Genomic DNA, 23,691 nt, shown 5'->3' on the forward strand with positions numbered 1-23,691 from the left:
GGGCCCACCGCCATGCACCCGCCGAGCCCCAGCCCGGCCAGGGCCATCAGTGCGGCACCCGCCGCCGCGCGCCGCCGCGTACCGACCGCCATCACCCGCGCTCTCACCCGAGCCACCTCCCGCGCCGCCCACCCGGGCCCACCGCCCTCCGGTGCCCAACGCGCGGCACGGCCCGCGGACACGGCCGACGGCACGCCGACCGGCCGACCGGGTCACCCCCAGAACGCCTGTGCCAGCGCCGTCCCGGCGTACGCGGCGCCGAGGCCCGCGAAGACGCTGCCCGCGACGTTCGCCAGGGCGAGGAAGCGCACCCCGCCCTGGGCGAGCCGGAGCGTCTCGTACGAGAACGTCGAATACGTCGTCAGAGCCCCGCACAGGCCGGTGCCGACCAACAGCTGGAGCTCCGGGGAGGCCGCACCGGCGGATGCCGCACCCGCCAACAGGCCGAGCACCAGGCAGCCCACCGTGTTGACGGTGAACGTGCCCCAGGGGAACACCGAATCGTGCCGCGCCTGCACCGCCCGGTCGGTCAGATAGCGCAGCGGCGCACCGGCCATGGCGCCGACCACCACCAGCAGCCAGTTCACCGGACCTCCTCCGGCCCGCCGGGCGCCTCCCCGGTCGCCTCGCCCGGCCCCCGGACGACCTCGCACTCGTCGAGGAGCACCGGGCCCAGCCCGGTCAGCTCCTCCAGACGGGGAAGGAACGCCCGGACCCGCTCCGCCGTGTCCACCACGACGACCGCCACCGGCAGGCCCTCCGCGAGCGAGAGCAGCCGGGAGGTGTGCACGACCGACGACGCGCCGAAGCCCTCGATCCCCCGGAACACGCTCGCCCCGGCCAGCCCCGCCTCGTGCGCCCGGTGCACGACCTCGGTGTACAGCGGCCGGCCGTGGTGCCTCTCGTCCTCGCCCACCAGCACGGTGAGCCGCAGCGCCGTACCGCGCGGCCTGCTCATGCCGGCCGCCCGACCAGCCGCCGGGTCGACCCGGCCGCCACCCAGACCGCGGTGAGCGCGGCGAGCACGGTCGCCGCGAGGTACGCCAGGCCGCGGGCCGGCGCCCCGTGGTCGACCAGCCGCTGGACGTCCACGGTCGCGGTCGAGAACGTGGTGAAGCCGCCCAGCACGCCCGTACCGACGAAGGGGCGCCACAGCGGGTGCGGCGACCCGGTCTCGGTGAGGAGCACCAGGAAGATCCCGATCAGCGCGCAGCCCAGGGTGTTCACGAAGAGGGTCGTCCAGGGGAAGGCGTCGCGGCCGGTGGGCCAGGCCAGCGCCGCGCCGTACCGCGCGGACGCGCCCAGGGCGCCGCCCACCGCCACCACGGCCACCGCCGCCCCCTGCCCGTGCAGGACCTGCCGCACGCCGCCCGAGGACTTTCCGGCGGGCGCCGTCACCTCACCTGTGCCGTCCGAACGCATACTCCAGTGAATCACCCGCGCCGATCACCTGGCACACCGTCACCGCACACCCGACAATGAGGCGGTGGAGATGACCCGGGACGAGTTCGAGACGCTGGTCGCCGACGCGCTCGACCAGATTCCGCCGCAGCTCGCGGCGATGATGGACAACGTCGCGATCTTCGTCGAGGACGAACCCGACCCGTCCTCCCCCGACCTGCTCGGCCTCTACGAGGGCACGCCGCTCACCGAGCGCGGCGAGTGGTACGCCGGGGTCCTGCCCGACCGGATCCTGATCTACATGGGCCCCACGCTGCGCTACTGCGAGACGTTCGAGCAGATCGTCGACGAGGTCCGCACCACGGTGGTCCACGAGGTCGCACACCACTTCGGCTTCGACGACGACGAGCTCCACGAACTCGGCTGGTCGTGACGGTGCGCCGGAGCGCTCCGGCGACACCCCGCAGCGGCCCCCGAAACCGTTTTGGCGTTCCCGCCCGGATCCCATATGCTTCTCGACGACCCCGAACGCTGGAAACAGCAGGGGGGCCGCAAGCCCTCATCGTCTAGTGGCCCAGGACGCCGCCCTTTCAAGGCGGTAGCACGGGTTCGAATCCCGTTGGGGGTACGCGTTACCGTAGTACAGCAGTGCCGCAAGGCCTGAGCGGATTTCCGCACCAGGTCCCGTGGAGCAGTTGGTTAGCTCGCCACCCTGTCAAGGTGGAGGTCGCGGGTTCAAGTCCCGTCGGGATCGCCCGTCTCGCAAGAGGCGATGCAGTACGGCCAGGTAGCTCAGTTGGTACGAGCGTCCGCCTGAAAAGCGGAAGGTCGCCGGTTCGACCCCGGCCCTGGCCACACAGCCTTACCAGGCACGATGCCCTCGAAGCAGTTCGCTTCGGGGGCATTTTCGTGCCGTTCGACACCAACGGGACGGCGGACGGTCAGCCGCCGGAGCGATCGAGGCCCCGCGACGGTCCGGAGAACGGGCTCCACGGCAAGCACCGCGCACGAGCGCTGTCGGCCCCGGCGCCGGACTACTCTGAGGATGCTGCCCGGCACACCCCAGGAGACACCGCGCATGAACCCGGAGCACTTCGCACTCCTCGAAGAAGCCCGACGGAGCCTGCCCGACGGATTCAAGGTGGAAATCTCGGGCGACACCATCGTCATGATGGTCAGCCCCTCGGGCATCCACCAGCGAAACCTGCTGCTGGTCCGCCGCCAGTTCGACAGACACGCCCCGGTCGATCTGCTGCCGAGCGAGAACACCGACCTGGTGTCGCCCAACGTCGGCAAGAGCCGCAACCCGGACCTGACATACCTTCCGAGCGAGGCGTTGGAGACGTCCGACAACCAGGTCCCATCCGAGTTCGCCACTGTCGCCGTCGAGCTTGTCTCCCCCTCGAACCCGGAGAACGACTGGGTGGGGAAGGTCCGCGACTACCCGTTGATGGGCATCCCGCTGTACTTGCTGGTCGACGCCAGGCAGAAGACCGTCACCCTGTTCAGTCGGCCCGACGGTACGAAGTACCACCGCCGCGAGGACATCGAGTTCGGCGAGACGCTGCACATCCCCGAGCCGTTCGGCTTCGACCTGATCACGAGCGACCTGCTGCCGCACTGACCCACGCCGGCTCGCACGACCCGCCACCGGTGAGCCGGACGCCGAGCAGCCCCACGGCGGGCCGGGAGCCGCGCACGCGACGCCGGCCCGGGCGCCGGCGTCGACCCGCACGCCGGTGTCCGACGGCGTCCGGCTCACCGGCGGCCTGCGAGGGCGCGGTGGGGGCGGGGCTGCAGGGCGGCGCGGAGGGTCGGGGCGAGGATCCGGTGGAGGTCGGCGGAGGCGAGGCGGGCCGAGGTGGGCAGCGGGTTCATGTAACGGGTGAAGATCAGCCCGCCGATGACGGTGACGGCTGCGAGGGCGCGTTCGGTCGCGTCGTGGCCGCCGAGATATTCAGCGATGCGCCGGAGCACCTCGTTGTCCAGGTATTCGCGGAAGACCCGCATCACGTCGTCGTTCTGCATCGCGAGCCGGTTGAACCCGACGTCGTCCCAGAGGTCGGTGACGGCCTGCAGGAGCCGCTCGGGGACGCCCGCGGGATCGCCGTCCAGGGCCTGGGCGAGCGCGAGCGACTGGGCGCAGTGCAGCTGCGTGACCTCGCCGAACAGGCCCTGCTTGGAACCGAAGTGGTAGCTGACGAGCGCCTGGTCGACGCCGGCCTCGGCCGCGACCGCGCGCAGGGTGGTGCCGCGGTACCCGTGCCGGAGGAAGAGGCCGAGGGCGGCCTCGGCGATGCGGGCCCGGGTGGGCGGGTTGCCGCGGGGGCGGCCGCGCGTTTTATTCATCAGCGTTGAATATCGTGACCGGCGGACGGCACTGTCAAGGGGTTCACCGCTGCGGGCAGGCCGGGGCGGAGCGAAGGAGCTGACCCATGCGCATCGTCGTCCTCGGCGCGACCGGCCCGACCGGCCGTCGCCTGACCGAACAGGCCCTGGCCGCAGGCCACCGGGTCACCGCCGTGGCCCGCCGAGCGGGCTCCCTCCCCGGGCAGGACGGCCTCACCGCGGTCGGCGCCGACGTCACGGACGCGGCAGCGGTCGACGCGGCCGTCTCCGGCGCCGACGCCGTGCTGTCGGCCCTGGGGGCGCCGCCCGGGCGGGGGCCGGTGGACCTCTACTCGACCGGGATGCGGCACGTCCTCGCGGCGATGGAGCGGCAGGGCGTGAAGCGGCTGGTGGCGGTGAGCTCCAGCGTGCTCGACCCCGCGTGGCGGCCCAGCGGCGCGTTCTTCTTCAACCACGTGCTGGACCCGTACGTGAACCGGGTGGTCGCGCGGGCGGCACACGCGGACATGCGCCGGATGGAGGCACTCGTCCGGCGGAGCGCGGTGGACTGGACGATCGCCCGCCCCTCCGGGCTGTTCGACCATCCGGAGGTGACGGACTTCGGGCTGGCCGAGGACAGTGCCGACGGCGTGTTCACCTCCCGGGCCGACCTCGCCGCCGCGATGCTCGGGCAGCTGACCGACGACCGGTACGTGCGCCGGGCGATGGGTGTGGTCACCACGGACGTCAGGCCCCGCATCCCGCGGATGATCTGGCGCGAGGTCACCCGGAAGCGTTAGCCCCGGAAGCGGCGGCCGGGGCCGGGCCGGGGCCGGGCGCCGCGGCGGGACCCCGGGAAAGCCGAAGGCCTGCACCGCGACGGACGCGGTGCAGGCCTTCATGCCGCAGAACTGGCCTGCGGCGGGAAAAGCAGAGCGGCGAATGCTCAGACGGGGCGAATGTTCTCCGCCTGCGGGCCCTTCTGGCCCTGCGTGACGTCGAACTCGACCTTCTGGCCCTCGAGCAGCTCACGGAAGCCGTTGGCCTGGATGTTCGAGTAGTGGGCGAAGACGTCGGGGCCGCCGCCATCCTGCTCGATGAAGCCGAAGCCCTTTTCCGAGTTGAACCACTTCACGGTGCCGTTAGCCATTTGAAAATCTCCTTGAACGGGCATTCTGAAACTCGCAACTCACGAGTTTCTCGTCGCCGCGATGGATGACCCGCCCCGGGATTTTCCGGGAAAACAAAAATGCACCTGCTGTTACAACCAGCAGGCGCACACAAAGTTCATGGGGACCACAACTGCAACTACCACGACTGTAGCAGGGTCCGGTCCCGAACGGGGGTTCTCGGCGCACCGGTCTTCGCGCGGGTCCCGCCCGCCCGCGAACGACCCCGCCCCCGCGCGGTGCCGGACCCGCGCGGCCACGCCCGACACGCCCCCGCGCACGCCGCCCGCGGGCGGGCCGGACGGGTGCCGAACGGGTATCGGACGAGCCGGCCCGGCGACCGCCCGGCACCCGGCGGGCACGCAGCGTGGAGGCCCGGTGACGCTGGCGCACCTGCGCGCCCGCCACGGGCCCGGCCCGGCCCGCCGGGCCCTCGGCCCAGGCCACGATCCGGAGAATTCGGCGTTACGGACGACCCCGGCACGTCGGATCAGGCGCATACTGGCATCGATGACGAATTCAGCTGCGCCCCGGCGCCATCTCCCCACCAGCCCGTTCCGAGCTGCGACTCCGCCTCCGCCGAAGCGATTCGCCACCGGAGACCGGGTGAGCCACGACGAGTACGGCCTCGGCCGGGTCACGGAGGTCGAAGGCGACGGCAAGATCGCGGTCGTGGTCGACTTCGGGTCCCGTCAGGAGCGGCTCCCGGCCCCCTTCGCCAAGCTGTTCCTGCTCTGACCCGAACGACTGCGGCGGTCCTGTCGGCCGCCCGGCCCCGGCGTCGCCCGTGTGCGGCGCCCTGCCGGTCGGTCCGATCGGCGTGCCCGGCCGGGCCGGCCGGGCGGGCCGTGACGTCCGGTGGCCCCGTACGCGGTACTGCACGCCCCGGCGTGCAGCCACGCCCGCGCGCCGGCTGACGCCCGGGCGGGTGCGGTCGCGCGTCCGGCCGCCTCAGGCCGCGCCGCGGGCCACGGGCCGGTCCGAGGGCTGCCCCCACTCGCTCCACGACCCGTCGTAGACGGCGAGGTCACGGTAGCCCGCCAGGTCCGCCGCGAGGGCGAGCACGCACGCGGTGACCCCGGAACCGCAGCTGAGCACGAGGCGTTCGCGCGGCCCGGCCACCGCTGCGAGGAGGACGCGCAGCTCGGCCTCCGGCCGCATCAGGCCGTCCGCCTGCACCTCGGTGAAGGGCAGGTTGACCGATCCGGGCATGTGCCCGCGCCGCAGCCCGGGCCGCGGCTCCTCGACCGTCCCGGTGAAGCGCTCCCGGGACCGGGCGTCGACCACCGCGACCGCGTCGTCCGCGAGGGCCGCCGTGACGGCGTCGAGGCCGACGATCAGGTCGGGGCGGGGCCTGGCCGTGAACGAGCCGGGCCGCGGCGCGGCCACCGCGTCGGCGGGCTCCGTGGGCAGCCCGGCCGCTGTCCAGGCGGGGAGGCCGCCGTCGAGCACGGCCGCCCGGTCGAAGCCCATGGCACGGAGCATCCACCAGGCGCGGGCACCGGAGTGAAGGCCCGCGGCGTCGTGGACGACCACGGTGCTGCGGTCGTCCACCCCCAGGGCCCGCATGCCGCGGGCGAACTGCTCCGGGCCCGGCAGGGTGTGGGGCAGCGGGTCGGCCCGGTCGGACATCGCGCCGTCGAGGTCGAAGACCCGGGCGCCCGGGATGCGCCGCGCGGCCCCGCGGTGCGGTCCGACACTCGCGTCGAGCACGACGAGATCCGGATGGCCGAGCCGCGCCGCCAGTGCGTCGGCTCCGACCAGGGGACCGGGAGGGAACAGCTGGCTCATCGGGCACCGTCTCCGCCTCGGCGACCACGTGCCGGGCCGCCGTCCGCGGCCCGCACAGAGGTGATCGGGTGTGCGGGCCCGACGGTAGTGCAGCAGCACCGCCCGTCGGGCCGGCCGCCGTTGCCCACCCCCGTGAGGCAGCGGCGGTCCGGAGTCCGAGGAACCGGGGGTACTGCGCGGCCGTCCGTGCGCGGACGGGCCTGTGCGGTCGATCCTGCTCGGTGCGTGACGAGGTGTCAACTATGGTGGATCGGTGGTCGGCGGAATCCCGGACACTGCCACGAAAGGGCCACCCGCCCCGCACTTCTCCGTCAACGATCGTGCAGGCGGGTGCGCCGAAGCGATACTGGCGGAGCATCAGATCGTTCTATGATCCGCCCATGCCCACCGAATCCGCCCGTCCGCAGCCGCCGGACCGGCCGGCCGGCGACGGTACCGTGCCGCCGGACTCCCCCGACTTCGCGGCCCGCTTCCGGCGCCTGATCAAGGTGATCTACCCGAAGGAGCTCGGCCGCCCCTGGCGGGACTCGGAGATCGCGGCCGGCACCGGTCTGAGCGGCACCTACATCGGCAACCTCCGCAAGGGCACCCAGAAGCCGAGCCTGGAGAACGCGGTCAAGATCGCCCGGCACTTCGGGGTGCCGCTCGACTACTTCAGCGACTCCGCCACCGCGCAGGCGGTGGAGCGCGACCTGCAGCAGATCGAGGCCCTTCGCGACGCCCGGGTCGAGCGGATCGCCATGCGCGCGGCCGGCCTTCCGCCCGAGATGCAGGACGCCGCCCTGACCGTCGTGGAACAGTTGCGCCGGGCGGTCGGACTGCCCGACGACGACCCGGTGACGTGACCGGGCAGCAGCAGACGCCGCTGGGGCACTGGCGGCCGTCCGAGGGGGAGAACGTGCGAGGTGTGGGGCGTACCCGCCGCCGGATGCGGGCCGTGGCCAGACGTCTGGGACTGCCGCCGCTCAGCACCGTGGAGGAGCTGTGCACGGCGGTCGCCGAGCGCTCCGGCCGCCCGGTGCGGCTGGCGCCGCGGCGGATGCGGGTGGGTGAGCCCTCCGGCTTCGTGGAACGGCTCGCCGACGCGGACGTCATCCACTTCGAGCAGGAGACCTCCGACCTGCACCGCGCCCACATCATCTGCCACGAGCTCGCCCACCTGCTCTGCGGGCACCTCGCCGAGGCGCCGCGGCCGGGCGAGGACACCGCCTCCGTCGAACTCCCCACCATCTCCCCCGAGATGCTGCGGCTCGTCCTCGGCCGCTCGCACTACGACGACGTCGCGGAGGAGGAGGCCGAGGTGCTGGGCGCCGAACTGCTGCGGATCCTGGTGCTGGCCCCCGGGCTCGGCACGACCTCGCAGCTCGCACCCGCGCTGGAGCACCGCAAGGGCCAGCATGTCTGAACCGCACACCGCCCTGGGGGCGGCCGCCGCGGTCTCCGAACTCCCCTTCGACGCGGTCTACCTCGCGATCGGCGCGGCCGCCTGGACGGTGGCGGGGCTGAAGCTCCGGGCCTGGCGGCGCGACCCCTCGTCCGGCCTGCTGGTGGTGGCGCTGGCGATCGCCGCACCGGCCTCCTCCTTCCTGGTGGCCGCGCCCGTCGTGTACCGCCTCGTCGACCGGGTCGCGCACGTCGGCAACCTCGCCACCCTGCTGGTCTACCTGGGCATCACCGGTTTCTCGGCCGCCGCCGTGGTGCTGGCGCTGATCTGGACACCGCCCGAGGAGCGGACCGCGGACCGCGTCTGGGACGCCTCGCGGGCCGGCATCCGGCGGCGCGTCCGGACGCGCCTCGCGGTCTTCGGAGTGCTGGCGCCGCTGATGGCGGTGCTCTTCGCGGTCGGCGGTGCGGGGAGCCCGGAGACGCCGCTGACCTTCGACACGACGTTCGCGCGGGTGCCCGCGATCGCCGGCTTCCTCGCGCTCTACCAGGGCGCGTTCGCGTTCGCCCTGATCGACATCGGCCGGGTCTGCCACGGCCACGCCGGACGGCTGCCCGCGGGCTGGCTGCGGCGCGGCATCCGGCTGCTGGCGTACGGCTCGGTGACGGCCTGCGGCTACGTGCTCTGCAAGATCGCCGCGATCGGGGCCGCCGCCGCCGGGATCGGCGGCCTGGAGTGGCTCAGCACCGCCGCCGGACCGGCGTTCGCGGCGGCGGGCGCGCTGCTGATCACCGCGGGGTTCGCCGGCCCGGCGGCCGCGGCCTGGGCCCGGCGCCGCCGCGACTACCGGGCGCTGCGACCGCTCTGGGACCTCGTCTACCGGGCCGACCGGCGGCTCGCCCTGGAGGCCCCGGCCACCCCGTGGACGGAGCGGATCGCCCTGCGCGACCTGGAGTGGCGCACCACCCGGCGGGGCCTGGAGATCCGCGACGGCCAGCTGACGCTGCGGCCGTGGGTCGACCCCGCGGCGGTGGCCTCCGGCACCCGGGTGGCCGAGCGGGCCGGCCTCGGCGACGCCGAGCGGGCCGCCCTGGTGGTGGCCGTCGCACTGCGGTCCGCGGTCGACGCGCTGGCCTCCGGACGCCCGCCCCGCCCGCGCGAGGAGCAGGCCGCCCTGCCCGGCCTGGACGCAGACCCCGCCGAGGAGCGCGCCCACCTGGTGCGGGTCTCCCTCGGCCTGGACGGCCCGCTCACCGCCGAGGCCCTGGCCGCGGCCGGCGGCCCGGGGCCCGCGTGACCGGGTACCGCGACCCGTACGCCCGGCTGGTGCTGGCGGCCATGCCGGGGGAGGCGAAGGTCGGCCTGACCCTCGGCTTCGTCCGGACGTTCGCCGTGCCGGAGATCGCCGCCGTGCTGCACGCCACCGGCCGGATGACCGGCCGGCCCGCGGACCGGGCCAAGGCCACCGGCGCCGCGATGTTCACCCTGATCGGGCTGGGGCCGCACAGCCCCGAGGGGCGCGCCGTGGTCGCGGGGCTGCGCAGCGTCCACGACCGGCCGGGGATCACGCCGGACCTCATGCTGTACGTGCTGGCGTGCTTCACGGTCTGTCCGCTGGCCTTCGTCGACGCCCACGGCCCCCGGCCGTCGACGCCGGAGGAGCGGACCGCCGCGCTCGCCTTCCACCGCGAGCTGGCGGACGCACTCGACCTGCCGGAACCGCCCGGCGCCGACCTGGCCGGGGTGGCCGCGTGGATGCGGGCCTGGGAGGCCGACCGCTTCGCTCCCTCCGCCGAGGGACGGGAGCTGTGGCGGGCCACCCGCGGCCTGCTGGCGGCCCGGTTGCCCGCGCCGCTCGCCCCGCTGGGCCCGGCCCTGGCCGCCGCCCTGCTCGACGCCCCGCTGCGCAGCGCCCTCGGGGTCCGCGGGCCGGCGGCGGCGCTCCGCGCGCCGCTCGCGCTCGCCCTGCGCGTCCGGACACGCCGCCGCCCCGCGGTCTGACGCCGTGGCCCGGGGCGGGGCGCCGCACCGTGGCCCGTCCGCCCGGCGCGGCGGCCCGGCCCACCGCCGGCGGGCGCACACTGGTAACTGCAACCGCATGCCGGGCGGACGGCGACCGCCGGTCCCGCGTACCGGCCCTGCCGGGAGGTGACCGTGCCCGCTGTGCCCGCGACTCCCCGGCCGACCGTGCTGCGGCGGCTGGCGCACCGGCTCGGCCACGCGGGACCGCCGCGAGCGCTGCCGCCCGGGCCGCCGCCGGAGGGCGGGCCCGACACCCAGCGGGCGGCGCTGCTGGCCGTGCTGGACGCCGCGGTGGCGGAGCAGGCCCGGTCCGACCGGGCGATCGCGGCCTGCGGCGAGCCCGGCCCCGTCCCGGCGGAGCTGGCGCAGCTGCTGGCCCGGCAGTCCGTGCGGTACGCGCGGTTCGCGGGCTGGCTGCGGGTGCTGCCGGCCGACGGAGAGCTGGTGGGCGCCCGCGACCTGGCGATCCGGCTGGTGAGCTACCACCAGTGGATGCTGCACCAGTCGGCGAACCTGGCGTTCGCGGCGCACCGCCGTCCGGGCAGTGAGGCCGCGCGGCGGTCGATCAACGGCCTCGGCGCGCCCGCCGACCGGCTGCGGCGCCTGCGCGACGGGCTGCAGGCGAACGACGCGGCATGAGTCGGCGTCAGCCGGTGGGACGGCAACTAGTAGGCTCCAGCGCGCAATCGCGGCCGTTCGTGTGCCGTGGCGGCCGGGAGGGCGGCGCGCCGCGGTGGGGCGGTGGCCGCGCGACAGCTATCCAGGGGGAGTTCTCACATGCGTATCCGTCCTGCCGCGATCGCCGCGCTGCTGGTCGCCGTCTCGTTCGGCGCGGCCGCGTGCGGCCCGGAGTCGTCCGGGGACGGCGCGGTGGCCGCCGGGTCGAGCCCGACGGCGGCCGTGCCGTCGGCGGCCGTGAGCGAGCCGGTGGCCGACCCGGCGACGTCCGCCGCGGGCACGCCCGCCGACGACGCGGCCTCCGCGTCACCGGCCGCGAGTGCCGAGCCCGACAACGGCGGCCGGGGGCCGAACTGCAAGACGTACTTCAAGACCCACAAGGTCATCCACGTGAAGAGCGTCGACAGCGGCCTCGGCAAGCTGACCGCCGACATCGCGGAGCCCAACTGCAGCCCGAACGGCCTGTTCCTCAACCCGACGGAGAAGTTCAGGTCGTACACCGTCTCGCCCGACGCCAAGGTGACCGTCTTCACCACCGAGGAGCTGGCGACGAAGACCGTGACCGTGAAGACGGGCACGGCCAAGGACGGCCTGGCGCACGTGAAGACGTGCGCCGAGACCAAGTTCGTGGACGGTTCGGAGGAGCTGCCGGCCGGCTACTTCTGCTACCAGAACACGTACGAGTTCACCGTGGACGCGAAGGGCGCCATCACCTCGCTGAAGGAGACCTGGAGCTCCTGACCCGCGCCTCCGGCGGGGGGCGCGGCCCCCCGCCGGAGAGGCGTCCGGCCTACATGCCGTTCTTGCGGATGGCCGTGTAGGCGGCGAAGGCGCCGACCGAGGTCTCCCGCGAGACGCAGCCCTTGCTGCCGCTGTCCTCCAGGATGATCATCCTGGTGTGCTCCTTGTTGGCCCAGCCGCCGAAGAGCACGACGTGCTGGTTCATGTCACCGCCGGTGTGGTGGACGACCATGGCGTCACCGGGCTGCATGTCGCCCTTGGCGATGTGGTGGGCGATGCCCGAGCTCTCGCTGATCAGCGGGCCGGTGGTCGTGCCGGGGTGGCTGAGGCCCCAGGCGGCCGAGACGAAGCCGGAGCAGTCGACGCGGTAGCCGTTGGTCTCGGCGCCCTGGCTGTAGCCGAGCTTCCGCTCGACGCGCTCCATCGCGCGGTCGACCATGGCCCGGCGCTCGTCCGAGGCGCCGTCGAGGTTCGGCTTGTCGAGCACGCCCGCACCCTGGCCGTTGCGCGGGTGCCACTTGTGGCTCGGGCTCCAGTCGTCCCAGCCCTTCCCGTTGATCATGCGGGTCTTCCAGTCGCCGTCGCTGCGGTCCTTGATCTTGGGACCATCGTGCTTGCCGCCCGGCCGGGTGGTGATGCCGCTGCCGTCGTTGCCGCTGGTGTCCGAACCGCCGGTGTGCGGGGAGCCCGGGGTGGTGTGGCCTCCGCCGTTGCCGCCACCGCCGTTGCTGCCACCGTTGTTGCCGCCGTTGCCGGCGCCGTCGATCCCGGTGTGGGGCGACTTCGGGTCCTTCTCCCCACCGCCGCCGATCTTGCCGAGGCCCTCCTTGAGCTTCTTCTCGGCGGCCTCGTACTCGGCGATGACGAGCTTGATCTTCCGGGCGTCCTCGGCGATGTCCCGGGTGAGCTGCTTCTTGGTCTCCTCCAGGGCCTGGGCCTTGTCCGCGATCGCGTTGACCTTGGAGGCGACCTGGGCGGCGACCGCGAAGAAGTTGGCGATGCCGAGCAGGCCGCCGGCGGTGAGGTCGGTCGCCGCGGCCTCGGCGACCGCGGACTTGATGGCCTCGACCCTCTGGCCCATCTTCTGCATGCGGTCGTTGATCTTGTGGAAGTCGTTCTGGATCTTGGCCAGCTCCTGCAGCTGGACACCGAACTGGTCGGCCATGGCGCGTTCTCCCTCGTGCCTGGATTGGTGGACGGTGCGACGGCGCGCGGCGCGCGGCGCGCGGCGTCAGAAGGCGTCCGCGAGGCCCTTGATCGCCGAGCCCAGATCGTCGAGCTCGTCGGCGACGGTGTTCAGTTCCTTGATCCGCTTCCGGGCGTGCTCGATGAACGCGTCCGCGGCGGCACCGTGCCAGGTGAGGTGGCCGAGAGCGGTGTCGATCTCCTTGCCGAACGCCTCCACCTCGGTGCTCATCTGGTGGAGTTCGGCCGCGTACCTCTCCAGTTCGGCGTCAGGGTCGCCGAACATCTTGGTGAGCACCCAGTGCGCGATCTTGGTGGGCGCCCAGAAGACGTCCTCGGCGACGTGCACCGCCGCGCTGCCAAGATCTTTGACGTCGTCCCACAGTCCCACAGCAGCTCCCCCGATTTCATTCCTACGACAGGCTGACAAGCGGTCAAAAGGCTAGCCCACCGGTCCCCGCACGGGCAGTTGGCACCGGCTCAATTGCGGCCCACCGCGAGCACCGCCGCCGCGGGCAGGGCCAGCAGGCCGTCCGCGTCGGCCTGCCCGGCGGCCAGCCGGTCGTAGTGCCGCTTGATCAGCGCGACGGTCTCCGGCGGCTGCGCCGTCACCAGCAGGCCGACGTTGGCGACGCCGCCAGCCGGGCCCTGCCAGTAGTCCTCGGCGGTGGCGCGGTGCGTCCAGCGCAGTGCGCGCCCGGCGGTCCCGCTCCAGCCGGCCTCGGCCAGCAGGCCCGCGAGGCCCTCGGGCGTCCGGGCGAAGTCGACGGGCAGGGTGGGGAAGACCGGCCGCTCGACCGCGGCCGCGTCCAGCGCCCCGGCGAAAACCGCCATCGCCCCGTTGCCCTCCGCCGCCCAGACGGTGGCCGCGATCCGCCCGCCCTGGCGGGTCACCCGGCGCAGCTCGGCCAGTGCGGCGACCGGGTCCTCGACGTGGTTGATCACGAAGTTGGCCACCACCGCGTCGAAGGAGCCGTCCGCGAAGGGCAGGTCCGGGAGGACGGCGTGGCGCACCGCGGCCTCCGGCACGTTCGCGGCGGCCAGCGCCACCATGTCCGGCTCGGCGTCGACCGCGGTTACCGCGGCGCCCAGCCGCACCGCGGCGGCGGCCGCCGTGCCCGGCCCGGTGCCGACGTCCAGCACGGCCGTACCCGGGCCGGCCCCGGCCGCCGCAACCAGCTCCGGCACCGTGGCACCGCACAGGTGTGCGAAACTCCGCGCGTACGCGGCCGCGGTCCCCTTCCACATGCTCCGCTCGTGCGCGTCGAACTCGCCGGCCATCGCTCCCCCACGATCTCTCGTCGAACGTCCGCGCGGCAGCCTAGCCAGCGGCCGGGCGGTGCCCGGCGTGCGGGGACGACGACGGGGACTGCGGCGGACGGGCAGGGCACGGGTGCCGTCCGTGCCCGCCCCCCGCGGTTCGCGCAGGCCGTTCGCCGTTCGCCGCCCCGGGCTGTGACACTGGAGGCGCTCGAAAACCGAGGTGCGCGTGCCCGTGCCTCCTTGCGAACCTAGAGGGATGCCCGCAGTGAGTTCTCCCGTATCCCAGCCCGTCGATGCCCCCACCGTCGGAGGTCTGGCCGCCCGGCTTCCCGAGCTGATGCTCCGCGACCAGCAGCGGATCGGCCGACGGCTGGACGGCGCTCGGAGGGTGCGCAAGCCGGAGGCGCGCCAGAAGATCGCCGAGGAGCTGGCCGCCGAGATCGCGAAGGCCGAGCTGCGCGTCGAGCGGCGGCGGGCCGCGGTACCGGCCATCACGTACCCGCAGGAGCTGCCGGTCAGCCAGAAGAAGGACGACATCCTGGCGGCGATCCGCGACCACCAGGTCGTGATCGTCGCGGGCGAGACAGGGTCCGGCAAGACCACGCAGATCCCGAAGATCTGCCTGGAGCTGGGCCGCGGCGTGAAGGGCCTGGTCGGGCACACCCAGCCCCGCCGGATCGCCGCCCGCACCGTCGCCGAGCGCGTCGCGGAGGAGATGGCGACGCCGCTGGGCGAGGCGGTCGGCTGGAAGGTCCGGTTCACGGACCAGGTCGGCCCGGACACCCTGGTCAAGCTGATGACGGACGGCATCCTGCTGGCCGAGATCCAGACCGACCGCGAGCTGCGGCAGTACGACACCCTGATCATCGACGAGGCGCACGAGCGCAGCCTCAACATCGACTTCCTGCTCGGCTACCTCAAGCAGCTGCTGCCGCGCCGCCCCGACCTGAAGGTCGTCATCACCTCGGCGACGATCGACCCGGAGCGGTTCGCCGCGCACTTCGAGGACGCGCCGATCGTCGAGGTGTCCGGCCGCACCTATCCCGTCGAGGTGCGGTACCGGCCGATCCTGGAGGAGGGCGCGGAGGACGAGGACGGCGAGCGCGAGGCCGACCGCGACCGCGACCAGGTGCAGGCGATCTGCGAGGCCGTCGAGGAGCTGCAGGCCGAGGGCCCGGGCGACATCCTGGTCTTCCTCTCCGGCGAGCGGGAGATCCGCGACACCGCGGACGCCCTGAACCGCATGAAGCTGAAGTTCACCGAGGTGCTGCCGCTGTACGCACGGCTGTCCTCCGCCGAGCAGCACCGGGTCTTCCAGCGGTCGAACTCCCGCCGGGTGGTGCTCGCCACCAACGTCGCCGAGACCTCGCTCACCGTGCCGGGCATCAAGTACGTGGTCGACCCGGGCACCGCCCGGATCTCCCGCTACAGCCACCGCACGAAGGTGCAGCGCCTGCCGATCGAGGCGGTCAGCCAGGCGAGCGCCAACCAGCGCAAGGGCCGCTGCGGCCGCACCTCGGACGGCATCTGCATCCGGCTGTACTCGGAGGAGGACTTCCTCTCCCGGCCGGAGTTCACCGACGCGGAGATCCTGCGCACCAGCCTGGCCTCCGTCATCCTCCAGATGACCGCCGCCGGGCTGGGCGACATCGCCGCGTTCCCGTTCCTCGACCCGCCGGACTCCCGCAACATCAAGGACGGCGTCAACCTGCTGCACGAGCTGGGGGCGCTCGATCCGGCGGAGAAGGACCACCGCAAGCGGCTCACCCCGCTCGGCCGCAAGCTGGCCCAGCTGCCGGTCGACCCGCGGATGGCCCGCATGGTGCTGGAGGCGGACCGGCTCGGCTGCGTCCGCGACGTCATGGTGATCGCCGCCGCTCTCTCCATCCAGGACCCGCGCGAACGCCCCGCGGAGAAGCGCCAGGCCGCCGACGACCGGCACCGCCGCTTCACGTCCGAGACGTCGGACTTCCTCTCCTTCCTCTCCATGTGGCGGTACGTCAGGGAGCAGCAGCGGGACCTCTCCTCCTCGGCCTTCCGCCGGATGTGCAAGTCGGAGTTCCTGAACTACCTGCGGATACGCGAGTGGCAGGACGTCTACGTGCAGCTGCGGACGGTCGCCAAGCAGCTCGGGGTGACGATCGACGAGGGTCCGCACGGGGCCGACGACGACACCGAGCCGGACGCCGACCGCATCCACCAGGCGCTGCTGTCGGGCCTGCTCTCGCACATCGGCCTGTTCGACGTGGAGAAGCGCGAGTACGGCGGTGCGCGGGGCGCCCGGTTCGCGGTGTTCCCCGGGTCGGGGCTGTTCAAGAAGCCGCCGCGCTGGGTGATGTCCGCCGAGCTGGTGGAGACCTCGCGGCTGTGGGCGCGGATCAACGCGAAGATCGAGCCGGAGTGGGTCGAGCCGCTGGCGGGCCACCTGATCAAGCGGTCGTACAGCGAGCCGCACTGGGAGAAGAAGGCCGGCGCGGTGCTGGCGTACGAGAAGGTCACCCTCTACGGGATGCCGGTCGTCGCGCAGCGCAAGGTGAACTACGGGCGGATCGACGCGGAGCTCTGCCGCGAGCTGTTCATCCGCAACGCGCTGGTGGAGGGCGACTGGGAGACCCACCACCGGTTCTTCGCGGAGAACCGGAAGCTGCTCGGCGAGGTCGAGGAGCTGGAGAACCGGGCCCGGCGCCGCGACATCATGGTCGACGACCAGACGCTGTTCGACTTCTACGACGCCCGGCTGCCCGAGGACGTTGTCTCGACCCGGCACTTCGACGCCTGGTGGAAGCAGGCCCGGCGCGAGCAGCCGGACCTGCTGAACTTCGAGAAGTCGATGCTGATCAACGAGTCGGCGGACGGCATCACGGAGGCCGACTACCCGGACACCTGGCAGCAGGGCAAGCTGCGTTTCACGCTGACGTACCAGTTCGAGCCGGGCAGCAACGCGGACGGCGTCACCGTGCACATTCCGCTGCCGGTGCTCAACCAGGTCACCGCGGAGGGCTTCGACTGGCAGATCCCCGGCCTGCGGGCGGAGCTGGTGACCGCGCACATCCGGTCGCTGCCCAAGGCGATCCGCCGCAACTTCGTGCCGGCGCCGGACTTCGCGGCGGCGGCGCTGCGGGAGATGCAGGACCGGCAGGAGCCGCTGCTGCCCACGCTCGAACGCGTGCTGCACCGGATGTCGGCCGTCCCGGTGCCGCCGGAGGCCTGGGACGAGGAGCGGGTGCCGGACCACCTCAAGGTCACCTTCCGGGTGGTGGACGGCAAGAAGAAGCTCGCCGAGTCGAAGGACCTGGAGGAGCTGCGCCGCACGCTCCAGCCGAAGCTGTCGGAGACGCTGTCCAGCGCCGCGTCGGGCCGGGGCATCGAGCAGAGCGGGCTGACGGCCTGGCCGGCCGGGCTGCCGGTGCTGCAGCGCACCTTCGAGCAGCGCTCGCGCGGCCACGCCCTGCGGGCCTACCCGGCCCTGGTGGACGAGGGCTCGTCGGTGGCGATCCGGCTGTTCGACACGCCGGAGGGGCAGGAGCAGGCCATGTGGGCGGGCACCCGCCGGCTGCTGATGCTCCAGGTGAACTCGCCGGCGAAGGCGATCCAGGGCCGGCTGGGCAACCAGGCGAAGCTCGCCCTGTCGTACAACCCGCACGGCTCGGTCCCGGCGCTGTTCGAGGACATCGTGACGGCCGCGGTCGACCGCCTGATGACGGTCAACGGCGGTCCGGTGTGGGACGAGGCGGCGTTCACCGTGCTGTACGACAAGGTGCGCGCCGACCTGTACGACCTGGCGGCGGACACGACCCTGAAGGCGGCGACCGCGCTCATCGCCTTCCACCGGGCCTCGAACCGGCTGAAGGCGGTCAGCAGCCCGGTGCTGCTGACGGCGGTCAACGACGTGCGGCTGCACCTGAGCTCGCTCGTGTTCCCGGGCTTCGTGGCGGCCACCGGCTGGCAGCGGCTGCCGGACCTGAAGCGCTATCTGCTGGCCGTGGACCGGCGGCTGGAGGCGCTGCCCGACCATCCGCAGCGCGACCTGGCGAACCTGCAGAAGGTGCAGGCGGTCCAGCACGCGTACGGGGAGGAGCTGGCCCGGGTGCCGGCCGGCCGGGAGCCGTCTCCGGAGCTGCGGGCGGTCCGCTGGATGATCGAGGAGCTGCGGGTGAGCTTCTTCGCGCAGGGGCTGGGCACGCCCTCCCCGGTGTCGGAGAAGCGCATCCTGCGCGCGCTGGACGCGGCGGTGCGCTGAGCCGTCGCGGGGCCCCGGGGCGCACCGGTTCCGGCCGATCGGAGCCGGTTCGACCTGGGGCCCCGCGATGCAGTAGGGTCTGTCTTGTTCGCAGGCGAGAGCAGGCGAACGGATCAGAAACATCTGGTCCCGTGGAGCAGTTGGTTAGCTCGCCACCCTGTCAAGGTGGAGGTCGCGGGTTCAAGTCCCGTCGGGATCGCAGTACAGGAGAGGCCCGGAACCGTCAGGTTCCGGGCCTCTCCGTGTTCCCGGCGCGGCGGGACCGATGCCGTGTCAGCACTCCTCTACACCGAGTCAGGTCTAGACCTCAAGGTAACGAGTCTGTGACGGTCATCACTTATCCATCCTTGAGATCGGACACTTGAGCCCCCTCCCGGGCCCCCCGGAATTTAATATGTAAAATTGCACATGCATTACCGGTAATTCCCCCCACCCCCAGGGGCCCCACCAGGAATCCTGCGCACGGCATGCCGAAGGGCCGCACACCCGACCCGGCGGAGTCAGGGGTGCGGCCCTCGGGAAAAGCTTCCGAAGCCCCTCAGGCCTCGGTGCGCTGGGCCGGAATACCGGCCAGCAGAGCACGTACCTCCGCCTCACGGTAGCGGCGGTGGCCGCCCAGTGTGCGGATGGACGTCAGCTTGCCCGCCTTGGCCCAACGGGTCACCGTCTTGGGGTCCACGCGGAACATGGTGGCGACCTCTGCCGGCGTCAGCAGAGGTTCGGCGTCAGGGGTACGAGCGGTCATGAGCGGCCTCCTCGGGAGAACCGAACCAGGGCGGTTCTATCCTTCAAATTCTGCACCTTGACCCGCGATGCCCGAAATGGCACAGACGGGCCGAGTCGGTAATAGGACGAACGGCTTGTCCTGATGTCTACAACTACACCATCCGTCCAGCCCCATCGGCCAAACCGCCTAAATTGCCCCCTGGTGGGTCAAGTGTGACGGACAGCCATGGACCATCTCATAACGGACAGTCACGAAATCATGACATTCGGCTACGCGATGACCAGACCCTCCGTTTCACCGCAAAGTACGCACCACCGTCAGATGCGCCCAGAAGTGGACACACCGGGTTGAACTTGGGCTGGTTGTCCCATTTTTGCATATAGGGGTAAGTTCGCGTCAACGGTGAGTAGTGTCACGTTCGACAGGTATTGACCGAACCCGGACCATCGTCCTTCGGACAGGGTCGAAGGTCCCTACCGTTCCTACCCCTGTTCACCGGTACTCTCACCCCGCACGGCTGACCTCGTGTCAGCTCGCCTGCCGCAGGGCCAGCACCCGCCGCCAACGGGCGGTCACCGCCTCGTACGCGCGCACCGCCGCCTCGGTGTCCCCGGCCCGCAGCGCGCCGATGCCCGACTCGACCTCCCCGACCGAGCTCTCGGCGGCCAGCCCCTCGGCCCCGAGCAGGTGCACCAGGCCCCCGTAGTCGAGCTCGACCAGCGACCGCGGGTGGAACTCCTCCAGCCACCGGCCGACCTGTTCCACGCCGAGGACGAGGGCGCCGCCGGGTCCGCGCCGCGTCCCCGGCACGGAGGTCCGCAGCGCCCGGTAGCCGCGCGCCACGCGGCGGCGGGCCTGCGCCATCGGCGTCAGGTAGAAGAGGGCCGCAGGGGCCGCCGCACGCCCGTCCTCGGCCGGCCCGGCGGGCACGAAGCGGCGGTCCTCCTCCCCGAAGGGCAGGCACCAGCGCACCGGCACCTCCCAGCGGCTGGTGAGCACCCACGGACGGGCGTCCGGATGGTCGGCCCGCCACCGGGCGTGGTCCGCCTCCGCGGCCGCCCGGACGGCCGGCGGGAGCACGGTGTCGAGGAGGAACGCGGGCAGCGCCCCGCGCAGCTCGTCCAGGGCCTGCCAGCTCCGCAGCCGGTCCGTCCACGGGCAGACGTAGGTGACCCCGTCGACCAGCCGGACGAGGGCCCGCCCGCCCTCCCGGTCGGGCAGGGCGCCCGGGGTCCGGCCCGCGAGCTCCGCCAGGGCGCGGCGCTGCTCGGCCAGGGCGGCGGCGGCGACCGCCCCGTCCAGCCCCTCGGCGTCCGGGCCGTGCTCCGCCGCATAGGCCTGCCAGCGGCTCCGCTCGGGCTCCGGATAGGCGGCGAGCGGCTCGTAGACCCGCAGCTGGGCGGCGTAGGGCGGGAGCACCGAAGTGCGCACGGCGGTCACACCCGGCATCGTCGCACGCACCGGCGGCCGCCGGGGAGGGTGCCGTGGACGGCTTCCGGTCGTTATGCCCGTGGGACCGTCAGAGGGCAGATCCGGTGGCGGACCCGGGGCTAGGCTTCGATCAGACGCCCGCACCACAGCCGCGGGCCCGCAGATACTGGAGTCACCACAGTGACCGACGTACACACCGCATCCGCCGCGCACCCCGCACCAGGAGTGCTCAGCAGGATCTTCGCGACCGGGCCGGACGCCGCGCCCGGGGACGGCCACGAGCAGGTCGTCCTCTGCCACGACCGGTCCACCGGTCTGAAGGCCGTCATCGCCATCCACTCCACCGCCCTGGGCCCGGCCCTCGGCGGCACCCGCTTCCACCGGTACGACACCGAGGAGGAGGCGCTGGAGGACGCGCTGCGGCTCTCCCGCGGCATGAGCTACAAGAACGCCCTGGCCGGGCTCGACCTGGGCGGCGGCAAGGCCGTCATCATCGGCGACCCCGCCCCGTCCGCCGAGGGCGGCGACAAGAACGAGGCGCTGCTCCGGGCCTACGGCCGCTTCGTGGAGTCGCTGGCCGGCCGCTACGTCACCGCGTGCGACGTGGGCACGTACGTCCAGGACATGGACGTCGTGGCCCGCGAGACCCGCTTCGTGACCGGCCGCTCCCCCGAGTACGGCGGCGCGGGCGACTCCTCCGTGCTCACCGCCTTCGGCGTCTTCCAGGGCATGCGCGCCTCCGCGCAGGCCCGCTGGGGCCAGCCCACGCTGCGCGGCCGCCGGGTCGGCGTCGCGGGCGTCGGCAAGGTCGGCCACTACCTGGTCGGCCACCTCGTCGCGGACGGCGCCACCGTGGTCGTCACGGACGTCTCCGAGGCGGCCGTCAACCGCGTGCGCGCCGCCCACCCCGGGGTGGAGGTCGTCGCCGACACCGCGGCCCTGCTGGGGGCCTCCCTGGACGTGTACGCGCCCTGCGCGCTCGGCGGTGCGCTCGACGACGCCACGGTCGGGGTGCTCGGCACCGCCGGCACCGTGATCGTCTGCGGCGCGGCGAACAACCAGCTCGCCCACGCCGGCGTGGAGAAGGACCTCGCGGACCGGGGCATCCTCTACGCCCCCGACTACCTGGTGAACTCCGGCGGCGTGATCCAGGTCGCGGACGAGATCGAGGGCTTCAACTTCGACCGCGCCAAGAACAAGGCCACGAAGATCTTCGACACCACGCTGGAGATCTTCACCCGGGCCGCCGCCGACGGGGTGCCGCCGGCCGTGGCGGCCGACCGCCTCGCGGAGAAGCGGATGCGGGAGGTGAGCGCGCTGCGCTCGATCCTGCTCCCGGGCGCCCGCCGCTCCTGATCCGCGCCGCGTGCCGCCGGCGGGGGGCGGGAGCCCGCCCCCCGCCGGTCACAATGTGGAACCGGATTCTCACTTGCTAGCCCGATCGGGCGATGCCCGCTCCTCCGGCGGGGGATAATCGGCAGTGGAACGACAAGCCCGGGAATGCTCCCGGGAGCCTGCAGAAGCCGAACAAACCTCCCGTGACCTGGAAAGACCTGGTTTCGGAGGCTGTGAGTGCGCGCCACGTCACACCCGTGACGTACCGTCCGGCGGCGGAAACAGGTACCGTTAATGCTCCAAGGGACGGCTATCCCACTCCGGGCAGGCCGCTCCTGATCATGAACACGTGTCAGACTCGGGGCCGTGAGCCCCATCGTTGAGGGGGTCGACCCATGGGGCGCGGCCGGGCCAAGGCCAAGCAGACGAAGGTCGCCCGCGAGCTGAAGTACAACAGCGGCGGGTTCGACGCGAATCGTCTGTCTCATGAGCTGGGTGTATCTCCGTCCACCGCGATCGAGCCTGAGCCGATCGAGGACGACGACGAGGACGACCCCTACGCGGCGTACGCGGATCTGTACGCCGACGAGGACGACGACGAGGACAGCGCCGACAACGGCAACTCCCGCCGCCGCGCCTGACAGCCGACCGAGACCGGTCCGGTACTCCACGAGTGCCGGACCGGTCTTCGGCGTGTCCGCTGCCCGACGCACGGTCGCGGCCCGGTGCGCCGCCGCGGAGCGGCACGCGGCTGCGGTCGGCGTCCGTCCGCACTCCGGCCGGGCGGGGCTCCTGCACGGCCGGGGCCGCCCCCGAGGGAGGCGGCCACGGACCGGTGTCAGGCGAGGGTGAAGCCCTCGTACGCGTTGTAGAGCGTCGCGGCAGCGTCGTGCTCGTCCGCGCGGTCGACGACGTCGCCGAGCAGCCAGGCCTCGACGCCGCGGTCCTCCAGGATCGCGAGGACGACGTCGACGGAGGCCGGCGGCACGACCGCGACCATGCCGATGCCCATGTTGAGGGTCTTCTCGATCTCCAGGGTCTGCATGCGGCCGACCTGCGCGACGGTCTGGAAGACCGGCAGCGGCGTCCAGGTGCCGCGGTCCAGGCGGGCGTGCAGGCCCTCCGGGATGACCCGGGCCAGGTTGGCGGCCAGGCCGCCGCCGGTGACGTGCGAGAAGGCGTGGATCTCGGTGGCGCGGGTGAGCGCCAGGCAGTCCAGCGAGTAGATCCGGGTCGGCTCCAGCAGCTCCTCGCCGAGGGTGCGGCCGAACTCCTCGACCTCGCGGTCGAGCTTCCAGCCGGCCTCGTTGAGCAGTACGTGGCGGACGAGCGAGTAGCCGTTCGAGTGCAGGCCGGAGGCGGCCATCGCGATGACGACGTCGCCCGCGCGGACCCGCTCGGCGCCGAGCAGCGCGTCGGCCTCCACCACGCCGGTGCCGGCGCCGGCCACGTCGTACTCGTCCGGGCCGAGCAGGCCCGGGTGCTCGGCGGTCTCGCCGCCGATCAGGGCGCAGCCGGCCAGGGCGCAGCCCTCGGCGATGCCCTTGACGATCTGGGCGACGCGCTCGGGGACGACCTTGCCGACGCAGATGTAGTCGGTCATGAAGAGCGGCTCGGCGCCGCACACCACGAGGTCGTCGACGACCATGCCGACCAGGTCGTGGCCGATGGTGTCGTGCTTGTCCAGGGCCGCGGCCAGCGCGACCTTGGTGCCCACGCCGTCGGTGGCGGTGGCCAGCAGCGGACGCTCGTAGCGCTTGAAGGCGGAGGCGTCGAAGAGCCCGGCGAAGCCGCCGAGGCCGCCGACGACCTCCGGGCGGTTCGCCTTCTTCACCCACTGCTTCATGAGCTCGACGGCGCGGTCGCCCGCCTCGATGTCGACACCTGCGGCGGCGTAGGTGGCACCGCTCTCGTTGCTGGTCACGTGCTGCGGCCCTCTCGGGTCATGGGGGTGGAAAAACAGCCGCAGGGCCCCGGTCGGGGCCCTGCGGCCTGG

At 73.0% G+C, this 23,691-nt stretch carries 25 protein-coding genes and 4 tRNA genes; 17 read left to right on the forward strand and 12 right to left on the reverse strand.

Annotated elements, in window-relative coordinates; genetic code table 11:
• Nucleotides 1-212: 212 nt before the first annotated feature.
• From crcB to OG335_RS18005, 3 genes are read right to left on the reverse strand one after another with little or no spacing between them, the layout of a single operon-like run.
• Nucleotides 213-587 carry a fluoride efflux transporter CrcB gene (gene crcB, locus OG335_RS17995; RefSeq protein ID WP_405012136.1) on the reverse strand — a complete coding sequence of 125 codons (375 nt, stop codon included), beginning with the start codon at nucleotides 585-587 and terminating at the stop codon, nucleotides 213-215.
• Nucleotides 584-958: a DUF190 domain-containing protein gene (locus OG335_RS18000; protein ID WP_405012137.1), complete on the reverse strand. Its 375-nt coding sequence runs from the start codon at nucleotides 956-958 to the stop codon at nucleotides 584-586. The genes crcB and OG335_RS18000 overlap by 4 nt, the downstream gene beginning before the upstream one ends.
• Nucleotides 955-1,422: a fluoride efflux transporter FluC gene (locus OG335_RS18005; RefSeq protein ID WP_405015441.1), complete on the reverse strand. Its 468-nt coding sequence runs from the start codon at nucleotides 1,420-1,422 to the stop codon at nucleotides 955-957. The genes OG335_RS18000 and OG335_RS18005 overlap by 4 nt, the downstream gene beginning before the upstream one ends.
• 70 nt (nucleotides 1,423-1,492) lie before the next feature.
• On the opposite strand from OG335_RS18005, the gene OG335_RS18010 reads away from it, so the two are divergent.
• The 5 genes from OG335_RS18010 to OG335_RS18030 all read left to right on the forward strand — a co-directional run bounded on the left by OG335_RS18010 (nucleotide 1,493) and on the right by OG335_RS18030 (nucleotide 3,025).
• Nucleotides 1,493-1,834, forward strand: coding sequence for a metallopeptidase family protein (locus tag OG335_RS18010; RefSeq protein ID WP_405015442.1), 342 nt, complete (start codon nucleotides 1,493-1,495; stop codon nucleotides 1,832-1,834).
• A gap of 122 nt (nucleotides 1,835-1,956) precedes the next feature.
• A tRNA-Glu gene (locus OG335_RS18015) sits at nucleotides 1,957-2,029 on the forward strand.
• Nucleotides 2,030-2,081: 52 nt separating this feature from the next.
• Nucleotides 2,082-2,155, forward strand: a tRNA-Asp gene (locus OG335_RS18020).
• A 27-nt stretch (nucleotides 2,156-2,182) separates the two neighbouring features.
• Nucleotides 2,183-2,256 (forward strand) — tRNA-Phe (locus tag OG335_RS18025).
• 223 nt (nucleotides 2,257-2,479) lie between these two features.
• Nucleotides 2,480-3,025: a Uma2 family endonuclease gene (locus OG335_RS18030; protein WP_405012138.1), complete on the forward strand. Its 546-nt coding sequence runs from the start codon at nucleotides 2,480-2,482 to the stop codon at nucleotides 3,023-3,025.
• Between the two features lie 134 nt (nucleotides 3,026-3,159).
• On the opposite strand, the gene OG335_RS18035 is transcribed toward OG335_RS18030, so the two are convergent.
• On the reverse strand, nucleotides 3,160-3,750 hold the full coding sequence (locus OG335_RS18035; protein WP_405012139.1) for a TetR/AcrR family transcriptional regulator: 591 nt from the start codon (nucleotides 3,748-3,750) through the stop codon (nucleotides 3,160-3,162).
• A gap of 86 nt (nucleotides 3,751-3,836) precedes the next feature.
• Between OG335_RS18035 and OG335_RS18040 the strand changes: the two genes are divergently transcribed.
• Complete coding sequence (locus OG335_RS18040) at nucleotides 3,837-4,529, forward strand: NAD(P)-dependent oxidoreductase (RefSeq protein ID WP_405012140.1); 693 nt, start codon at nucleotides 3,837-3,839, stop codon at nucleotides 4,527-4,529.
• 146 nt (nucleotides 4,530-4,675) lie between these two features.
• Here the strand turns inward: OG335_RS18040 and OG335_RS18045 are convergent, their stop codons facing one another.
• Nucleotides 4,676-4,879, reverse strand: a complete 204-nt coding sequence (locus OG335_RS18045; RefSeq protein WP_405012141.1) for a cold-shock protein — start codon at nucleotides 4,877-4,879, stop codon at nucleotides 4,676-4,678.
• A gap of 529 nt (nucleotides 4,880-5,408) precedes the next feature.
• On the opposite strand from OG335_RS18045, the gene OG335_RS18050 reads away from it, so the two are divergent.
• Nucleotides 5,409-5,636, forward strand: coding sequence for a hypothetical protein (locus tag OG335_RS18050; RefSeq protein ID WP_405012142.1), 228 nt, complete (start codon nucleotides 5,409-5,411; stop codon nucleotides 5,634-5,636).
• A 213-nt stretch (nucleotides 5,637-5,849) separates the two neighbouring features.
• Here OG335_RS18050 and OG335_RS18055 read toward each other — a convergent pair whose 3' ends face one another.
• Nucleotides 5,850-6,689 (reverse strand): sulfurtransferase, encoded by an 840-nt coding sequence (locus OG335_RS18055; protein WP_405012143.1) that lies wholly within the window; start codon nucleotides 6,687-6,689, stop codon nucleotides 5,850-5,852.
• Between the two features lie 380 nt (nucleotides 6,690-7,069).
• On the opposite strand from OG335_RS18055, the gene OG335_RS18060 reads away from it, so the two are divergent.
• From OG335_RS18060 to OG335_RS18085, 6 genes are all read left to right on the forward strand, one after another.
• Nucleotides 7,070-7,534, forward strand: coding sequence for a helix-turn-helix domain-containing protein (locus OG335_RS18060; protein WP_405012144.1), 465 nt, complete (start codon nucleotides 7,070-7,072; stop codon nucleotides 7,532-7,534).
• Nucleotides 7,535-7,626: 92 nt separating this feature from the next.
• Nucleotides 7,627-8,094 carry a hypothetical protein gene (locus tag OG335_RS18065; RefSeq protein ID WP_405012145.1) on the forward strand — a complete coding sequence of 156 codons (468 nt, stop codon included), beginning with the start codon at nucleotides 7,627-7,629 and terminating at the stop codon, nucleotides 8,092-8,094.
• On the forward strand, nucleotides 8,087-9,370 hold the full coding sequence (locus tag OG335_RS18070) for an MAB_1171c family putative transporter (protein WP_405012146.1): 1,284 nt from the start codon (nucleotides 8,087-8,089) through the stop codon (nucleotides 9,368-9,370). Before OG335_RS18065 ends, OG335_RS18070 begins: the two co-directional genes overlap by 8 nt.
• Nucleotides 9,367-10,074 (forward strand): oxygenase MpaB family protein, encoded by a 708-nt coding sequence (locus OG335_RS18075; protein ID WP_405012147.1) that lies wholly within the window; start codon nucleotides 9,367-9,369, stop codon nucleotides 10,072-10,074. Before OG335_RS18070 ends, OG335_RS18075 begins: the two co-directional genes overlap by 4 nt.
• A gap of 162 nt (nucleotides 10,075-10,236) precedes the next feature.
• Nucleotides 10,237-10,734, forward strand: coding sequence for a hypothetical protein (locus OG335_RS18080; protein ID WP_405012148.1), 498 nt, complete (start codon nucleotides 10,237-10,239; stop codon nucleotides 10,732-10,734).
• Between the two features lie 138 nt (nucleotides 10,735-10,872).
• A complete protein-coding gene (locus OG335_RS18085) occupies nucleotides 10,873-11,514 on the forward strand; it encodes a hypothetical protein (RefSeq protein WP_405012149.1) in 642 nt (213 codons plus the stop codon).
• A gap of 49 nt (nucleotides 11,515-11,563) precedes the next feature.
• Here the strand turns inward: OG335_RS18085 and OG335_RS18090 are convergent, their stop codons facing one another.
• The 3 genes from OG335_RS18090 to OG335_RS18100 form a co-directional block, all read right to left on the reverse strand.
• Nucleotides 11,564-12,679 carry a hypothetical protein gene (locus OG335_RS18090; RefSeq protein WP_405012150.1) on the reverse strand — a complete coding sequence of 372 codons (1,116 nt, stop codon included), beginning with the start codon at nucleotides 12,677-12,679 and terminating at the stop codon, nucleotides 11,564-11,566.
• A gap of 66 nt (nucleotides 12,680-12,745) precedes the next feature.
• The gene (locus tag OG335_RS18095) at nucleotides 12,746-13,090 is read right to left on the reverse strand and encodes a WXG100 family type VII secretion target (protein WP_405012151.1); all 345 of its coding nucleotides are present in this window, start codon (nucleotides 13,088-13,090) and stop codon (nucleotides 12,746-12,748) included.
• 89 nt (nucleotides 13,091-13,179) lie between these two features.
• Nucleotides 13,180-13,980, reverse strand: coding sequence for a class I SAM-dependent methyltransferase (locus OG335_RS18100; RefSeq protein ID WP_405012152.1), 801 nt, complete (start codon nucleotides 13,978-13,980; stop codon nucleotides 13,180-13,182).
• Between the two features lie 238 nt (nucleotides 13,981-14,218).
• On the opposite strand from OG335_RS18100, the gene hrpA reads away from it, so the two are divergent.
• On the forward strand, nucleotides 14,219-18,202 hold the full coding sequence (hrpA, locus tag OG335_RS18105) for an ATP-dependent RNA helicase HrpA (RefSeq protein ID WP_405012153.1): 3,984 nt from the start codon (nucleotides 14,219-14,221) through the stop codon (nucleotides 18,200-18,202).
• A gap of 125 nt (nucleotides 18,203-18,327) precedes the next feature.
• Nucleotides 18,328-18,401, forward strand: a tRNA-Asp gene (locus OG335_RS18110).
• A 339-nt stretch (nucleotides 18,402-18,740) separates the two neighbouring features.
• Here the strand turns inward: OG335_RS18110 and bldC are convergent.
• Nucleotides 18,741-18,947, reverse strand: coding sequence for a developmental transcriptional regulator BldC (gene bldC / locus OG335_RS18115; protein ID WP_014137253.1), 207 nt, complete (start codon nucleotides 18,945-18,947; stop codon nucleotides 18,741-18,743).
• A 510-nt stretch (nucleotides 18,948-19,457) separates the two neighbouring features.
• Nucleotides 19,458-20,378 (reverse strand): hypothetical protein, encoded by a 921-nt coding sequence (locus OG335_RS18120; RefSeq protein WP_405012154.1) that lies wholly within the window; start codon nucleotides 20,376-20,378, stop codon nucleotides 19,458-19,460.
• Nucleotides 20,379-20,540: 162 nt separating this feature from the next.
• On the opposite strand from OG335_RS18120, the gene OG335_RS18125 reads away from it, so the two are divergent.
• Nucleotides 20,541-21,716, forward strand: a complete 1,176-nt coding sequence (locus OG335_RS18125; protein ID WP_405012155.1) for a Glu/Leu/Phe/Val dehydrogenase dimerization domain-containing protein — start codon at nucleotides 20,541-20,543, stop codon at nucleotides 21,714-21,716.
• A 374-nt stretch (nucleotides 21,717-22,090) separates the two neighbouring features.
• Nucleotides 22,091-22,336, forward strand: a complete 246-nt coding sequence (locus tag OG335_RS18130; protein WP_405012156.1) for a DUF3073 domain-containing protein — start codon at nucleotides 22,091-22,093, stop codon at nucleotides 22,334-22,336.
• A gap of 197 nt (nucleotides 22,337-22,533) precedes the next feature.
• Here the strand turns inward: OG335_RS18130 and purM are convergent, their stop codons facing one another.
• The gene (gene purM, locus OG335_RS18135; protein ID WP_405012157.1) at nucleotides 22,534-23,619 is read right to left on the reverse strand and encodes a phosphoribosylformylglycinamidine cyclo-ligase; all 1,086 of its coding nucleotides are present in this window, start codon (nucleotides 23,617-23,619) and stop codon (nucleotides 22,534-22,536) included.
• Nucleotides 23,620-23,691 lie beyond the last annotated feature (72 nt).

The organism is Kitasatospora sp. NBC_01539, from assembly GCF_045040525.1.
Classification (GTDB): Bacteria; Actinomycetota; Actinomycetes; order Streptomycetales; family Streptomycetaceae; genus Kitasatospora.

Bases quoted from the DNA above. Each gene is read 5' to 3' on its own strand.
- OG335_RS18000 (WP_405012137.1), bottom strand. From the start codon at position 958: ATGAGCAGGCCGCGCGGTACGGCGCTGCGGCTCACCGTGCTGGTGGGC.
- OG335_RS18005 (WP_405015441.1), bottom strand. From the start codon at position 1,422: ATGCGTTCGGACGGCACAGGTGAGGTGACGGCGCCCGCCGGAAAGTCC.
- OG335_RS18010 (WP_405015442.1), top strand. From the start codon at position 1,493: ATGACCCGGGACGAGTTCGAGACGCTGGTCGCCGACGCGCTCGACCAG.
- OG335_RS18030 (WP_405012138.1), top strand. From the start codon at position 2,480: ATGAACCCGGAGCACTTCGCACTCCTCGAAGAAGCCCGACGGAGCCTG.
- OG335_RS18035 (WP_405012139.1), bottom strand. From the start codon at position 3,750: ATGAATAAAACGCGCGGCCGCCCCCGCGGCAACCCGCCCACCCGGGCC.
- OG335_RS18040 (WP_405012140.1), top strand. From the start codon at position 3,837: ATGCGCATCGTCGTCCTCGGCGCGACCGGCCCGACCGGCCGTCGCCTG.
- OG335_RS18045 (WP_405012141.1), bottom strand. From the start codon at position 4,879: ATGGCTAACGGCACCGTGAAGTGGTTCAACTCGGAAAAGGGCTTCGGC.
- OG335_RS18050 (WP_405012142.1), top strand. From the start codon at position 5,409: ATGACGAATTCAGCTGCGCCCCGGCGCCATCTCCCCACCAGCCCGTTC.
- OG335_RS18055 (WP_405012143.1), bottom strand. From the start codon at position 6,689: ATGAGCCAGCTGTTCCCTCCCGGTCCCCTGGTCGGAGCCGACGCACTG.
- OG335_RS18060 (WP_405012144.1), top strand. From the start codon at position 7,070: ATGCCCACCGAATCCGCCCGTCCGCAGCCGCCGGACCGGCCGGCCGGC.
- OG335_RS18070 (WP_405012146.1), top strand. From the start codon at position 8,087: ATGTCTGAACCGCACACCGCCCTGGGGGCGGCCGCCGCGGTCTCCGAA.
- OG335_RS18085 (WP_405012149.1), top strand. From the start codon at position 10,873: ATGCGTATCCGTCCTGCCGCGATCGCCGCGCTGCTGGTCGCCGTCTCG.
- OG335_RS18090 (WP_405012150.1), bottom strand. From the start codon at position 12,679: ATGGCCGACCAGTTCGGTGTCCAGCTGCAGGAGCTGGCCAAGATCCAG.
- OG335_RS18100 (WP_405012152.1), bottom strand. From the start codon at position 13,980: ATGGCCGGCGAGTTCGACGCGCACGAGCGGAGCATGTGGAAGGGGACC.
- hrpA (WP_405012153.1), top strand. From the start codon at position 14,219: ATGCCCGCAGTGAGTTCTCCCGTATCCCAGCCCGTCGATGCCCCCACC.
- bldC (WP_014137253.1), bottom strand. From the start codon at position 18,947: ATGACCGCTCGTACCCCTGACGCCGAACCTCTGCTGACGCCGGCAGAG.
- OG335_RS18120 (WP_405012154.1), bottom strand. From the start codon at position 20,378: ATGCCGGGTGTGACCGCCGTGCGCACTTCGGTGCTCCCGCCCTACGCC.
- OG335_RS18130 (WP_405012156.1), top strand. From the start codon at position 22,091: ATGGGGCGCGGCCGGGCCAAGGCCAAGCAGACGAAGGTCGCCCGCGAG.